This window comes from Streptomyces griseus (assembly GCF_001715295.1).
Lineage (GTDB): Bacteria > Actinomycetota > Actinomycetes > Streptomycetales > Streptomycetaceae > Streptomyces > Streptomyces griseus_G.
Map to the genome: position 1 here is coordinate 96,830 of NZ_MDKB01000005.1, position 12,832 is coordinate 109,661.

The window sequence follows — 12,832 nt, forward strand, 5'->3', positions numbered from 1 at the left end:
TGCGCCGGTCGCGCAACCGAGGAGCGCGCCCCGCCGCGGATCACGGCAGGTAGGGCAGCACCTTGTCGGGTGTGAGGGGCAGGCTGCGGAGCCGGGCGCCGGTCGCGTGCCGTACGGCGTTGCCGATGGCGGCGGCCGTCCCGACGATGCCGATCTCGCCGAGGCCCTTGCTGCCCATGGGGTTGAGGTGGGGGTCCTCCTCGTCGATCCAGTGGACCTGGACGTCGGGGACGTCGGCGCAGGAGGGCACGTGGTAGGAGGCCAGGTCCCGTTCGGTGAAGTCCCCGTACGCCGGGTCCATGGTGCTGCCCTCGGTGAGGGCCATGCCGATTCCCATGACCATGCCGCCGAGGAACTGGGAGCGTGCGGTGCGGGAGTTGAGGACGCGTCCGGCGGCGTAGACCCCGAGCAGCCTGCGTACCCGCACCTCGCCGGTGACGGAGTCGACCGCCACCTCCGCGAAGTGGGCGCCGAAGGCGTGGCGTGCGTACGGGGACTTCTGCGCCGCCTCCTGCGTGGTGTCGGCCGTGGCGGTGACGCCCTCCGCCGGGAGCGGTCCGTCGTACGCGGCGAGGCGGCCGGCCAGGGCGGTGGCGGCCCTGTGCACCGCCGTTCCCCAGGACGCTGTGCCCGAGGACCCGCCGGCCACGGAGCCCCGGGGCAGGTCGCTGCTGCCGATGTCGATCCGGACGTTCTCCTGCGCCGTACCCAGCGCGGAGGCGGCGATCTGCGCGAGGACGGTGCGGGCGCCGGTGCCGATGTCGGTGGCGTTGACACCGATGCGGTACGAGCCGTCGGGAGCGGCGTGGGCGCGGGCCGCGGACGGCGAGAGGAGTACGGGGTACGTCGCCGAGGCGACCCCCGTGCCGAGCAGCCAGGGCCCCTCCTGGCGGGAGGCGGGGGCGGGGTCCCGGTCGTACCAGCCGAAGCGCCGAGCCCCTTCGTCGAGGCAGGCGGTGAGGTTGCGGCTGCTGAACGGGCGGCCGCTGTCGGGTTCGTCCGCCGGTTCGTTGCGCAGGCGCAGCTCGACGGGATCGAGCCCCAGCGCACAGGCGAGTTCGTCCATGGCCGACTCCAGTGCGTACATCCCGGAGGCCTCCCCCGGGGCGCGCATCCAGGAGGGACTGGGGACGTCCAGCGGGACGACCCGGTGGACGGTGCGGCTGTGGGGGGAGGAGTACATCACGCGGGCGGGTACGGCGGCCTGCTCGACGAACTCCTTGACGGTCGAGGTGTGGGTGGCGATCTCGTGCGCGAGGGCGGAGATCACTCCGTCGCGGTCGGCTCCGATCCGCACCCGCTGCACGGTCGGGGCGCGGTGACCCACGAGCGCGGGCATGAAGCGCCGGGGCACGGAGAGCTGGACCGGGCGGCCGGTGTGGCGGGTGGCCATCGCCGCCAGGACGGCCTGGGGGCGCGGTGTGCCCTTGGAACCGAATCCGCCACCGACGTGCTCGGAGACGACGGTGATCCGGTCCCGGTCGATCCCGAGGATCTGGGCGAGGCTCTCGCACACGACGGTGGACCCCTGACTGGAGTCGTGGACGGTCAGGTGCCCGTCGGCCCAGACAGCGGTGGAGGCGTGCGGTTCCATCGGGTGGTTGTGGAGCCCGCCGAGCGTGTACGTCGCGTCGATGTGTACGGGCGCGGCGGCGAACGCGCCGTCGAAGTCGCCGCGTTCACGGACCGCCGGGTATCCGCCGTTGGCCTTTTCCGGCGTGTAGAGGCCCGGGTGGTCCCCGGTGAGCACGACGTCGTGGTCGGTGGTCCCGTACTCGACCTCGACGGCGTCGGCGCCCTCACGGGCCGCCTCGAGGCTTTCGGCCAGGACCAGCGCCACGGGCCAGCCCCGGTGCGGCACCCGGTCGTTCTGGAGGACGGCGAGGACCGGGTCGTCGGGTTCCTCCAGCCGGGGTGCGTTGTCCGGGGTCAGGACGGTGTGTACACCGGGCAGGGCGAGCGCCTCGGCGGTACGGACCGCCGTGACGCGGCCCTTGGGCACCGCGGCCGGGACGATCCAGCCGTACAGGCAGCCGGGCGGGGCGTGCTCCGCGGCGTAGCGGGCGGCGCCGGTGACCTTCTCCCGGCCTTCGCGGCGGACGACGGGCGCGCCCAGCGGCTGGGGTGCGTGGCTCATGGCGGTGGTCCTCGGATCGTCGGTGGGGTGCGGCGGTTCAGTCGTTCGGTGCGGCCCGGGAGGCGAGTTCGGTCAGGGCGCCGAAGGCCGTACGGCGGGCGAGATCCACCTTGAAGCCGTTGTCGCGCAGGGGCCTGGCGGCTTCGAGCTCCGCCTCCACCGCCCGCGCGAAGGTCTCGCGGTCGGCGGTCGCCCCGCGCAGGACGTCCTCGGCGGCCCGGGCCCGCCACGGGCGGTGGGCGAGCGCGCCGAAGGCGAGCGACACGTGGGCGACGCGGCCGTCGCGCACCGCGAGCACCGCGGCGACCGAGGCCAGCGCGAAGGCGTACGAGGCGCGGTCGCGGGCCTTGCGGTACAGGGACACCGCCCCGTCGGGAGGGGGTGGCAGCACCACCTCGGTGATCAGCTCCCCCGGCCTGATGACGGTGTCCTGGTCGGGGTTGTCTCCGGGCAGCCGGTGGAAGTCGGTCACGGGCACCGCTCGTTCGCCCTCGGGCCCGTGCAGCAGGACGGTGGCGTCGAGCGCCGCGAGGGCGACCGCCATGTCCGAGGGGTTGGTCGCGACGCAGTGCGGCGAGTGACCGAGCACGGCGAGGTCGCGGTGCGCCCCTTCGCGGGCCGGGCAGCCGCTGCCGGGGTCGCGTTTGTTGCAGGGCTTGGTGATGTCCTGGAAGTACGGGCAGCGGGTGCGTTGGAGGAGGTTCCCGCCGGTGGTGGCGGTGTTGCGGAGCTGCCCGGACGCCCCGGCGAGCAGCGCCTGGGACAGGGCGGGGTGGTCGGCTCGGACGTCGGGGTGGGCGGCGAGGTCGCTGTTGCGTACGGTGGCGCCGATCCGGAGGCCGCCGTCGTCCGTCCGGGTCACGCGGTCCAGCGGGAGCCGGCTGACGTCGATGACCAGCCCGGGCGTCTCCACCCCGAGTTTCATCAGGTCGACGAGGTTGGTGCCGCCCCCGAGGAACCGGGCTCCGGGGGTCGCGGCGCTCACCCGGACGGCTTCGGCGACGGAGGCGGGGCGCAGGTAGGCGAAGGGTTTCACGGGGCCACGTCCTCGATCGCCCGGACGATGTGGGGGTAGGCGCCGCACCGGCAGAGGTTGCCGCTCATCCGTTCGCGGATCTCGTCCGCACCGAGCGGTGCGGGCCCGACGGGGACGTCCGCCGTCGGTGGGGTGACGTGGGACGGGAATCCGGCCGCCGCCTCGTCGAGCATGCCGGCAGCCGAGCAGATCTGCCCCGGGGTGCAGTACCCGCACTGCAGGGCGTCCCTCTCCAGGAAGGCCGCCTGGAGGGGGTGCAGCCGGTCGCCGTCCGCGAGGCCTTCGACGGTGGTGACGCGGGCGCCGTCGTGAGCGACGGCGAGAAGCAGGCAGCTGTTGGCGCGCCGGCCGTCGACGAGCACGGTGCAGGCGCCGCACTGTCCGTGGTCGCAGCCCTTCTTCACGCCGGTCAGCCCGAGGTGTTGGCGCAGCGCGTCCAGGACGGTGGTGCGGTGGTCGAGGGTCAGGGTCCGGGCGGTGCCGTTGACGTGGAGGGTGAGGGTCGAGCGGTCGTCGGCCGGAGCCGGTGCGGCGGTGCCGCGCCCGGCGGGGGTGGGGTCCATGTGCGTGTACCTTCCGGGGTCCGGTCGTGCGGGCGTCACGCGGCGCGGTGGCTCTCCAGCCGCAGCCTGACCTCCTGTTCCTGGTCTCCGGCGGCGGTTCCCACGACCCGGACGGCGAAGGCGTCCGCGAGGTGCTCGCGGAGGCGGCCGACGGCCCAGTAACCGCCCTGCGCCTCCACCGTCACCGGGGTGGACAGGCGGGCGGGTTCGGCGCCGGTCCCCGGCTCGGTGACGTCGACGGTCGCCGTCCACACGGTCGGGCGCTCCGGGGAAGCGTCCTCGGGCGCGTCCCCCTCCGGCCGGTCGGAGGCGAAGGAGCGGCTCAGCACGTCGAACACGGTCCGTGCGTCCTCCTTGGGGCAGCCGGTGACCGCCACGACGACGTCGCCCCTCTCCTGGTGTCCCTGTGTCTGCTCGGGCGTGGTGTTCACGCTGGTTCCTTTCCGTGGGGAGCGCATCGCGTACTCCCCTCGCGTTCCCACCCGGGTCCGGGGGATTCCCTCCAGGCTGACCCCACGACCGCGTCCCGGCGACACGAGCCGGGGACCGCGGGGCCGGGTGGGTCCGCGGAGGAGCACCGTGCGCCCGGTGGCGTCCGGCTCCGTACGCGCGCACGGCGGAGGGCGGGACGGCCTGCTACCGGGTGTACCGGGACTGCGCCGACCGCGCGACCCCGGGTGTGCGCGGGCATCGCCGGGCGCGGATCTGCCGGGGACGTGCCCCAAGGGGTGTCCCGCAGTTCCCGGTGGGCCGGCGCGCGGCGTCGGATGCCGGGGCCTCGCACGGCGGAGGGTCGTCCGCGAACGCGACGCACGGGGACATTCCGACAACGCGGCACGGTGCCGTGGCCGACGCCGCGCGCCCGCCGTGGAGTGCGGGGCGGTCCTCAGAGTTCGCGCAGCGCGGGGAGGAGCGTGCTCCTGGCCCAGTCGATGAAGGGCTGCTGATGCGCTCCGCCCACCTGGACCAGGGCGACCTCGGTGAAGCCCGCGTCACTGTAGGCGCGGACGGCGTCCACGAACGTGTCGACGTCGTCGCCGCACGGGACGGCGTCGGCGATGTCCTCCGGGCGGACGTGCTGGGTCGCCTGCTCGAAGCCCGCGGGGCCGGGCAGTTCGGAGTTGACCTTCCAGCCGCCGACCGACCAGCGGAACTGGTCGTGGGCGCGGGCGATCGCGGCGTCCCGGTCGGGGTCGTAGCAGACGGGTACCTGGCCGACGCGGGGCTTCCCGGCGCCGCCCTGCCGGTCGAACGCGTCCAGCAGGCCGCTCTCCGGCTCGGTGGCGATCACCAGGTCACCCAGCCGTCCGGCGAGGTCGCACGACTTCGGCCCGGAGACCGCGATGCCGATGGGCACGCGCTGTTCGGGCAGGTCCCAGAGCCGGGCGTTCTCCACGTCGAAATGGGTGCCGTGGTGGCTGACACTGCCGCCGTCGAAGAGGGCCCGGATGATCTCCACGGCCTCTTCGAGCATCTCCAGCCGTACTCGGGACGTCGGCCATCCCGCGCCCACGACGTGCTCGTTGAGGTTCTCGCCGGAGCCGAGCCCGAGGCGGAATCGGCCTTCGGAGAGGAGTTGGAGCGTCGCCGCCTTCTGGGCGACCACGGCGGGGTGGTAGCGCGTGGTCGGGCAGGTCACGTACGTCATCAGGGGGATCCTGGACGTCGCCTGGGCGGCCGCGCCCAGCACGGACCAGGCATAGGGGGCGTGTCCCTGGGAAGCGAGCCAGGGGAAGTAGTGATCGGAGGTGACGGAGAAGTCGAAGCCGGCCTCCTCCGCCGCCACCACGTCCTGGACGAGTGCGCGAGGGCCGGACTGCTCGGTCATCATCGTGTAGCCAATTCGAACCATGCGAAACTCTTTTACCGTTACATCGCCATAAAACATGAATTCATGTCAATGGCTGTCTGCACGCGGGTGTCCGGGGTATGCGCCATGCATGGACGTAACGAACGCAGCAAGGGAATCGCTCGCCTCCACCGGTGGTAGCGGGGGGCCGGGCGCGGTCGGCGTGATCATCGGCATCATCGGAGTGTGCGTGGTGCTGCTGCTGATCGGGGGCTTCTGGTTCGGGATGAGGCGCCGTGACAAGGAGTCACGGCCCCCGCGCCCCGAGGAGCAGCCGCAGCGTCCGGCACACCGGACCGAGATCCGCGAGAGCGGCCGGCACGGCTCGGACGACCACTTCCCGGAGAACGGCCGGGCCCTCACGCCGTACGAACTCGGTGAACGTGGCAACGAGGTGATCCCGCCGCCGGAGGACGATCAGCGACGTGACTGATTCCGATACGACCGACACGGGTGGCATACCGGCACGCCGCCCGGCGGCCGGCACGGGGGAGCCGTCCGGGCCCGTCACAGAACGGGACCGGACGCCCGCTCCCGGGCGCTCCGCCGTCCACCGGCAGGCGAAGGACCATGAGACCGGGGAGCACAAGGAGCGGCAGAAGTCGGACCGCCGGACCCGCGTCACCGTTCTGGTCGCTCTGGCGGCCAACATCGTGATCGCGGCGGCCAAGGCCGTGGGCGGTCTCCTCTCCGGCTCCCCCGCCCTCCTCTCGGAGGCCGCCCACTCCGTGGCGGACAGCGTGAACGAGGTCTTCCTCCTGGCCGCCCTGCGGCGCAGCCGCCGGCCTCCCGACAGCCGTCACCCCTTCGGGTACGGCAAGGAGCGGTACTTCTGGTCGCTGCTGGCGGCTGTGGGAATCTTCGTCGTGGGGGGCTGCTTCTCGTTCTTCCAGGGCGTCGAGGCACTGAGCCGGACCGAACAGGAGTCCCCCGAGGGGTACACGGTGGGGCTGATCGTCCTCGGCGTGGCCTTCCTCGCCGAGGGGGGCTCCCTGGTCCGCGCCCTGCTCCAGCTGCGGGGGGAGAAGGACGGCGCCCGCGACCCGGCCCTGCGCACGGTGATAGCCGAGGACGGTACGGCGGTGCTGGGAGTGGCGCTCGCCATGGCCGGGATGATCCTGCACCTGGTCACCGGGAACGTGGTGTGGGAGGCGTCGGCCTCCCTGGCGATCGGCCTGCTGCTCGTCTACGTCGCCTTCCGGCTCGGCAGGGACGCCCGCGACCGGCTGATCGGGGAGTCCGCCGACGCCGGGCTGCGCCGCAACGTGCAGACGTTCCTCGCGGCCCAGGCGGAGATCGACAATGTCGCCGCCCTCTTCACCATGGGGCTGGGCCTCGACTCGGTGCTGGTGGCCGCAAGGATCGACCTGGCACCCGGGATCGACAGTGAGGAGATCGAGCGGTTCTCCGTCCGGATCAAGCAGTCGATGGCCCGGACGTGGCCGGAGGCCGAGCACATCTTCCTGGACATCACGAACGCTCCCCCGCGGGGTGGCGTGTGAACGCCACCCCGCGTGTTGCGGGAGGCGGAGGAGCGCCGGAGGCTGGTCCTGGCCCCGCGGCACGGAAGAAGTCGTGCCGCAAGAGCGAACAAGAGGCAGTGGGACCATGACCGCTGACGAACCGCGGACCGCGCCGGAGCCGGCGCCTCTGACGGGTGCCACCGCCCCCTGCTGGGTCCATCTGGTGACCCACGAACTGGGCGCGGCGCAACGCTTCTACGGCTCCGTCCTGGGCTGGACCTTCCGCCCGGCCCCCCTGGGCAAGGACTTCACCATGGCCCGCTCCGAGGGCGTGCCGGTGGCGGGCATCGGCGCGGTCGCGTCCGCCTACCAGGTGGCGGTGGCCTGGACCCCGTACTTCTCCGTCCGCGACGCCGACGTCGCCTCGGCCCGTATCCGCGAGCGCAGCGGCACGGTGGCCGTGGGGCCTCTGACCGTCGGGCCGGGGCGGGCGGTGCTCGCCGCCGACCGCCACGGCGCGTCCTTCGGTGTCTGGGAGTGGACGGGCCGGGCCGCTTCCCTCTCGCCGTCCGGCCACCGGGCGCACGCCTGGCTCAGACTGCGCACCCGGGACGCCTTCGACGCCGCCATCTTCTACGGCGAGGTGCTCGACTGGGCGAGCGGCGAGCCGGGCGGGTGCGACGTGGCGTACGTGCGCGACGAGGTGCTCGTGCGCTGCGACGGGCGTCCACTGGCCCGGATCAGCTCCGGGGCGGTGGAGGCCGCCCCCGACCCGGTGGTGCGCCCGCACTGGCAGGTGCAGTTCCCGGTGGCCGACGTGGCGGCGACGGTCGCGGCGGCGGAGCGGCACGGCGGCGTGGTGATGGAGCGGCGCGCGGTTCCGCACGGCAGCGAGGCGACGTTGCGTGACCCGGACGGTGGGCTGTTCACCGTGACGGACGTACGAAGTCCCGCGGACTCGGACGACTGAGGAAGCCCGGCCGTCCGGGGGCGCCGCGTGTCAGGACGGGCCGGGACCGTCCTCGTCGCGGGTGTTCCGGTCCTCCCGGCCGGGCTCCCGGCCGTCGCCCCGGACGAGGGCCCACAGGGGGAACCCGAACCAGCAGGCCAGGAACCACAGGGCCATCGCGCCGACCAGCCACAGGGCCACCGCGTTGTGCAGCGCCACCCTCATGATGAGCAGGAGGGCGCTGCACATGGTGCAGAAGAGAAGTCCGAGCCCGAGTTTCGTCATGCGCGAGGCCCAGGTGACCGTCTGCGGTTTCATCCGCCGCCCGGTGAGCAGCCGGTGGTAGGACACCGGCCCGATGAGAGCGGCGGCCGTCCCGGACCCGAGCATGACGGTCACGACGTAGATGGTGCGGTCGGTGGCCGAGAGTTCGGCGAAGCGGGGCTGGAAGACGACGGCGAGCAGGAAGCCGAAGAGGATCTGCACACCGGTCTGGGCCACGCGCAGTTCCTGGAGCAGATCGCCCCACCGTCGGTCCGCGCGCTCCTCCTCCGTCTCGCGTCGGCCGCTGACCGGGTTCACCCCGGGCCGCCCGGCCCCGTCCTTCTCACTGCCGTCCGCCGGTATGTGTGCCATCGGTCCCTCCACCACGTCGTACACGAGGTGGTACTCGTGCCCCGCGGCCGGTGCGCGAATCCCGCTCGGTCACAACTCGACGGTGTCCACCGTCGAGATCTCCGCCCCCATGTTGCGCCGCATCATTACCAGCGCCGCCTGGGCGAGGTCGGCGTGGATATGGGCCACGGCGTCCTCGGGGACGGTGACCCCGAGATGCCGGATGTGCGCGTCGAGTGCGGAGTAGAGGACGCACTGCTCGGTCACCTGGCCGCACAGGACGACGTGGTCCACGTCCAGTTGGTTCAGGAGGTAGGCGAGCGGCGTCTCGTAGAAGACCGAGTGCCTGGCCTTCACCACGAAGAGGGAGGAGTCGTCGGGCCTCACCGGCTCGACGAGTTCCGGATGGGCGCCGGCGAGGGCCTGGTCCACGATCTCGCCGTGGTGGGAACGCCATTCCCCGAAGTTGTCGTTGACGTAGATCACGGGCACCTTCTCCGCCCTGGCCCGGGCGATCAGTCTCGCGATCGCGGGGGTGACCCGGCCGACCGACGGGAGGAGCAGATCCGCGTCGGGGTGCTCGTAGCTGTTGATCATGTCGATGACGATGACGGCGCGCTTGCCCATGTCCTCCATGGTGGCATTCACCGGCGCGTTCACCACGCGGGGAGGCCCGGCGGCCGCCGTCGCGTGCCGGTCCGGGCCCTCGACGCGCCCGGACAGCCCTTAGGATCGGATCACGGCATCGCGCGTCGGTCACCGGCCGGGTGAGGCGTGGAGGTAGCCCGTGAGATGCCTGTTGGAGGCATTCCACCATGTCCGTCGAGTTGAATCACACCATCATCCACTGCCGGGACAACCGCGAGTCCGCGGAGTTCCTGGCGCACGTTCTGGACCTCACCCCCGGAAGGGAATGGGGACCTTTCATCCCGCTCGTCCTGGCGAACGGGGTCACGCTGGACTTCGCGACCGTTCCGGATGAATCGATCACCGCGCAGCACTACGCGTTCCTCATCTCGGAGGCGGAGTTCGACTCGGCCTTCGAGCGCATCAAGGCGCAGGGCACCGCGTACTACGCCGATCCGCACATGAAGCACCCCGGCGAGATCAACCACAACGACGGCGGCCGCGGCGTGTACTTCCCCGACCCCAGCGGGCACGGGATGGAACTCATCACCCGTCCCTACGGCGGCTGGTCGTAGCGGGACCGCGGGTGCGGGGTGGGCCGGCCGGGTGACCGGTGGGACCGCCCCGCTCACGGACCGTCGGTCGTGAGGCTGAGTTCGGGCCTGTCCCACATCACCGCGGGCGGGGCGGCCGCGACCGTACCGGTGCGCCGGGCACCCACACTGCGGTAGAAGCCTTCGGCCGGGGGATGCGAGACGACGCGCACCGCGGCCAGACCCGCCCGCCGCGCCTCCTCCCGCATGTGGCCGACGAGCAGCCGGCCGATCCCCAGCCCCTGGGCCTCGTCGCCGACGAACATCAGGTCGAGTTCCGGCGGGGACAGGACCAGTGCGTAGAAGCCGAGCACCCGGTCCTGCGCGTCCACGGCGACGAAGACCCGGTGCGTCTCGATGTAGTCCGGGCCGACCCTGTACCCCGCGACCATCGGCGCGTAGGGGCCCTCGTAGGCGCGTGACCCGGTGACCAGACGGGTGAGCCGCCGGCCGTCCCGCGCCACGGCCCGCCGCACCCGCACCTCGCCCCGCCCGGCGCCGCGCACCTTCGTAATGCTCGATCTCATGGAAGGAGTATTACGCATCGCAGGGGCCGCGCCGACGCGCGAGGGGTGCCGTGGCCCGCGCCGGTCAGTTTCCGTCCGCGCGCCCGCGCGCGTGCCACTCGGCCACGGCGGCTTCGATGTCGAAGGGGACAAGATTCAGCGGCGGCCCCTCCGGCGGCCTCAGCAGGGCCGTCCGGATCTTCTCGTTCACCTCGGTGAGAATGCGCCGGACCTCGGCCTCGGACCGGGCACAGGAGGCCTCCTCCCGGCCGTCCTCCGCCTGTTTGCGCAGCGTGAGGGAGGGCGGGAGCACCGAGAGGCCCTCACGCCGCATCTTCTCCTTGATCCACCACGCCTCGTCGTACGGGCGATCGAGGCCGGGGATCGGTTTGCCGAAGCCCGGCAGGGCGGAGAAGTCACCACGCTGTTCGGCCGCTTGGATCTGCTGGTCCACCCAGGACTCGAAGCTGACGCCGGCCGGCTTGCGCTCGGTCACCGCGTACCTCCTTCGGAACGCCTCCCCGGCGGCGGGTTACGGCCGGGGCCACATACCACGGTACGGGAGGCACCACGACTCCCCCGTGCCTGGTGCACCCCTGTCGCCCCGGTGCCGGGCAGGCGCGCGTTCGCGGACGGCGCGCGCCGGTGATGCCGAAGGCTGTGCAGGGGGCGCAGCCGTCGGGCGGGGCGGGCGGACGCGTGGGGCCGGCCACCGGGCCGTCAGGCCGGTGCCACCAGGTCCGCGCGCAGCCGCTCGGTCACGGCCGGGGGAACGCGCAGTCCGTCGCGCAGGTAGCCGTCGAGTCCGCCCCAGCGTTCGTCCATGGCGTCCAGGGCCGCGTCGAGGTACCGGGGCCGGACCTCGATGAGCGCCGCGGCGACGTCCGGGTCACCGCCCGCCTCGACGAAGCGCCGCACCACCGGCGCGAAGGCGGCCCGGATCGCCCTGTTCACGGCCAGGAACTCGGCCTGCACGACCTCGCGCGAGGCGCCCGCCATCAGCAGCAGGAGCGCCGTGGCCCAGCCGGTGCGGCCCTTCCCCGACGCACAGTGGAAGAGCAGTGGCCTCGCCCGCGGGTCCGCGGCCGTCTCGAGAAAGGCGCGGTAGGCGGCGGCGGCTCCCGGCGAGAGGACCATCTGCCGGTAGGTCCGGGTGAACAGGACTTCGGCACGCCCGCCGCCGAGCGCGGCCGCCGCTCCGTCCGGGTCGCAGAGCAATGCCCGCAACCGGGCGGGCCCGAGCACCGGATGGTCGCCGAGGACGTCGGCGACGAAGAGCCTGGCACCCGGCGGCAACCGGTCGGGGGACCAACGGCGTTCGTCGGCCGTGCGGAGGTCGACGACCGTACGGATACCGAGTGCGGCAACCGCCATGTCGTGCTCCGCGTCGAAGTCGCTGAGCTGACCCGAGCGGAGAAGAAGACCCTGACGCAGGCGGCGGTCGCACCCGAGGGCGATACCACCGAGATCGCGCAGGTTGACGACGGTAGCGGCCGGGACGGCCCGGGCGGTTTGCACGATGGAATGCCTCTTTCCCGACACACTGCACAGGTCAGAATCAACGTCGCATGGGGCGTGGGGCATGAGCATCGACAGGCGGGGGGCGGGAGACCGGTCGGGGAGCCTGAGGGCGGGTCTCAGTCGGCGAGGATCCTCGCCTTGTGCTCCGCGAACTCGGCGTCGGTCAGAATGTCCTGCTTCCTGAGCTCCGCCAGCCGCTCGAGCAGCGTGATGACATCGTCCTGTCCCTCGGGGGGTGGGACGACCTCATGCGCCACGAGCTCTCCGCCCGCCGTCCGGGCCACTCGGGTGAGGGCGACCGGCCAGCGGTCCTCCCACGCGATCAGCGCGGCGACGGTGCCCCCCGGCAGGTGCGCAAGAGCCCCGATGTCCGTGACGGCGGGCCATCCGGCCACCTCACCGCCCGGCCGTTCGAAGGGCACGAGCCCGTCCGGGTCGATCTCGGCCCTGTCCACGGGGTCGGGGGCACCGCCCTCACCTCCACGGGCGAAGGCGAGGTCGAGGATGCGCACGGCCTGCGACGCGACCGCGTCCGCCAGGAGGGGCGCGATCGTGTCGGCGTACCGCTCACCGGGAAAGGTGATGACGAGGTACTCCACGGGTCCCACGGCCATGGTGCGTCCTTCCCCTGCGGTGCCGACTCGCCAGAAGCATAACTGTGGGCATTCCGTGCCGCACTGTGAGCATTGCTGACTGAGCGGACATACCGACACCGGGACGCGGGACCCCGCGGACGATGGGGAGGGGAAGGCCACAGGACCCCATGAGTCCGTCGTGGTGAGGGAGGCGGCGGATTACGACGTGCCGGTGGAGACGGTCGGGCCGGTCCGGGACGCCTGTCGCCCACACGGTCGGCACCTTCCTGCTGCTCACCCGGCGCGCACCGGCGACCGCGGCAGAGTGCCGAGAGGGCGTGCCGGAACTCGCCGGCTCCGTCGCGGTCGACAGGGCCGGCGGTCAGCGGCCCGGGGCG

General features: G+C 72.7%; 15 protein-coding genes. 4 read left to right on the top strand and 11 right to left on the bottom strand.

The features are described from left to right. Positions 1-40: 40 nt before the first annotated feature. The 5 genes from BA175_RS25295 to BA175_RS25315 form a co-directional block, all read right to left on the bottom strand. Entirely contained in the window at positions 41-2,137 is a 2,097-nt protein-coding gene (locus tag BA175_RS25295) for a xanthine dehydrogenase family protein molybdopterin-binding subunit (RefSeq protein WP_069173832.1), read from the bottom strand. Positions 2,138-2,174: 37 nt separating this feature from the next. Continuing rightward, complete coding sequence (locus BA175_RS25300) at positions 2,175-3,173, bottom strand: FAD binding domain-containing protein (protein ID WP_069173833.1); 999 nt, start codon at positions 3,171-3,173, stop codon at positions 2,175-2,177. Next, positions 3,170-3,736: a 2Fe-2S iron-sulfur cluster-binding protein gene (locus BA175_RS25305; protein ID WP_069173834.1), complete on the bottom strand. Its 567-nt coding sequence runs from the start codon at positions 3,734-3,736 to the stop codon at positions 3,170-3,172. Before BA175_RS25305 ends, BA175_RS25300 begins: the two co-directional genes overlap by 4 nt. A 35-nt stretch (positions 3,737-3,771) precedes the next feature. Then, positions 3,772-4,167, bottom strand: a complete 396-nt coding sequence (locus tag BA175_RS25310) for a hypothetical protein (protein ID WP_079159801.1) — start codon at positions 4,165-4,167, stop codon at positions 3,772-3,774. 455 nt (positions 4,168-4,622) lie between these two features. Continuing rightward, positions 4,623-5,588 carry an LLM class F420-dependent oxidoreductase gene (locus tag BA175_RS25315; RefSeq protein WP_069173836.1) on the bottom strand — a complete coding sequence of 322 codons (966 nt, stop codon included), beginning with the start codon at positions 5,586-5,588 and terminating at the stop codon, positions 4,623-4,625. Positions 5,589-5,676: 88 nt separating this feature from the next. Between BA175_RS25315 and BA175_RS25320 the strand changes: the two genes are divergently transcribed. The 3 genes from BA175_RS25320 (at position 5,677) to BA175_RS25330 (ending at position 8,018) form a co-directional block, all read left to right on the top strand. Beyond that, positions 5,677-6,018, top strand: coding sequence for a DUF6479 family protein (locus tag BA175_RS25320; protein WP_069173837.1), 342 nt, complete (start codon positions 5,677-5,679; stop codon positions 6,016-6,018). Positions 6,019-6,214: 196 nt separating this feature from the next. Further along, positions 6,215-7,087, top strand: a complete 873-nt coding sequence (locus tag BA175_RS25325) for a cation diffusion facilitator family transporter (protein WP_069174255.1) — start codon at positions 6,215-6,217, stop codon at positions 7,085-7,087. Between the two features lie 106 nt (positions 7,088-7,193). Then, a complete protein-coding gene (locus BA175_RS25330; protein ID WP_069173838.1) occupies positions 7,194-8,018 on the top strand; it encodes a VOC family protein in 825 nt (274 codons plus the stop codon). Positions 8,019-8,048: 30 nt separating this feature from the next. Here BA175_RS25330 and BA175_RS25335 read toward each other — a convergent pair whose 3' ends face one another. Together BA175_RS25335 and BA175_RS25340 are read right to left on the bottom strand one after the other, a co-directional pair. Beyond that, positions 8,049-8,633, bottom strand: coding sequence for a DUF6328 family protein (locus tag BA175_RS25335; RefSeq protein ID WP_069174256.1), 585 nt, complete (start codon positions 8,631-8,633; stop codon positions 8,049-8,051). Positions 8,634-8,702: 69 nt separating this feature from the next. After that, positions 8,703-9,239: a cysteine hydrolase family protein gene (locus BA175_RS25340; RefSeq protein WP_175420933.1), complete on the bottom strand. Its 537-nt coding sequence runs from the start codon at positions 9,237-9,239 to the stop codon at positions 8,703-8,705. 188 nt (positions 9,240-9,427) lie between these two features. Between BA175_RS25340 and BA175_RS25345 the strand changes: the two genes are divergently transcribed. Next, positions 9,428-9,814, top strand: a complete 387-nt coding sequence (locus BA175_RS25345; protein WP_069173840.1) for a VOC family protein — start codon at positions 9,428-9,430, stop codon at positions 9,812-9,814. A gap of 53 nt (positions 9,815-9,867) precedes the next feature. Here the strand turns inward: BA175_RS25345 and BA175_RS25350 are convergent, their stop codons facing one another. The 4 genes from BA175_RS25350 to BA175_RS25365 all read right to left on the bottom strand — a co-directional run bounded on the left by BA175_RS25350 (position 9,868) and on the right by BA175_RS25365 (position 12,473). Continuing rightward, complete coding sequence (locus BA175_RS25350; RefSeq protein WP_069173841.1) at positions 9,868-10,359, bottom strand: GNAT family N-acetyltransferase; 492 nt, start codon at positions 10,357-10,359, stop codon at positions 9,868-9,870. A 64-nt stretch (positions 10,360-10,423) separates the two neighbouring features. Beyond that, positions 10,424-10,834 carry a DUF1992 domain-containing protein gene (locus BA175_RS25355; RefSeq protein WP_069173842.1) on the bottom strand — a complete coding sequence of 137 codons (411 nt, stop codon included), beginning with the start codon at positions 10,832-10,834 and terminating at the stop codon, positions 10,424-10,426. A gap of 224 nt (positions 10,835-11,058) precedes the next feature. Further along, positions 11,059-11,856, bottom strand: a complete 798-nt coding sequence (locus tag BA175_RS25360) for a tyrosine-protein phosphatase (RefSeq protein ID WP_069173843.1) — start codon at positions 11,854-11,856, stop codon at positions 11,059-11,061. Between the two features lie 119 nt (positions 11,857-11,975). After that, positions 11,976-12,473 (bottom strand): SHOCT domain-containing protein, encoded by a 498-nt coding sequence (locus tag BA175_RS25365; RefSeq protein ID WP_069173844.1) that lies wholly within the window; start codon positions 12,471-12,473, stop codon positions 11,976-11,978. Between the last annotated feature and the right edge of the window lie 359 nt (positions 12,474-12,832).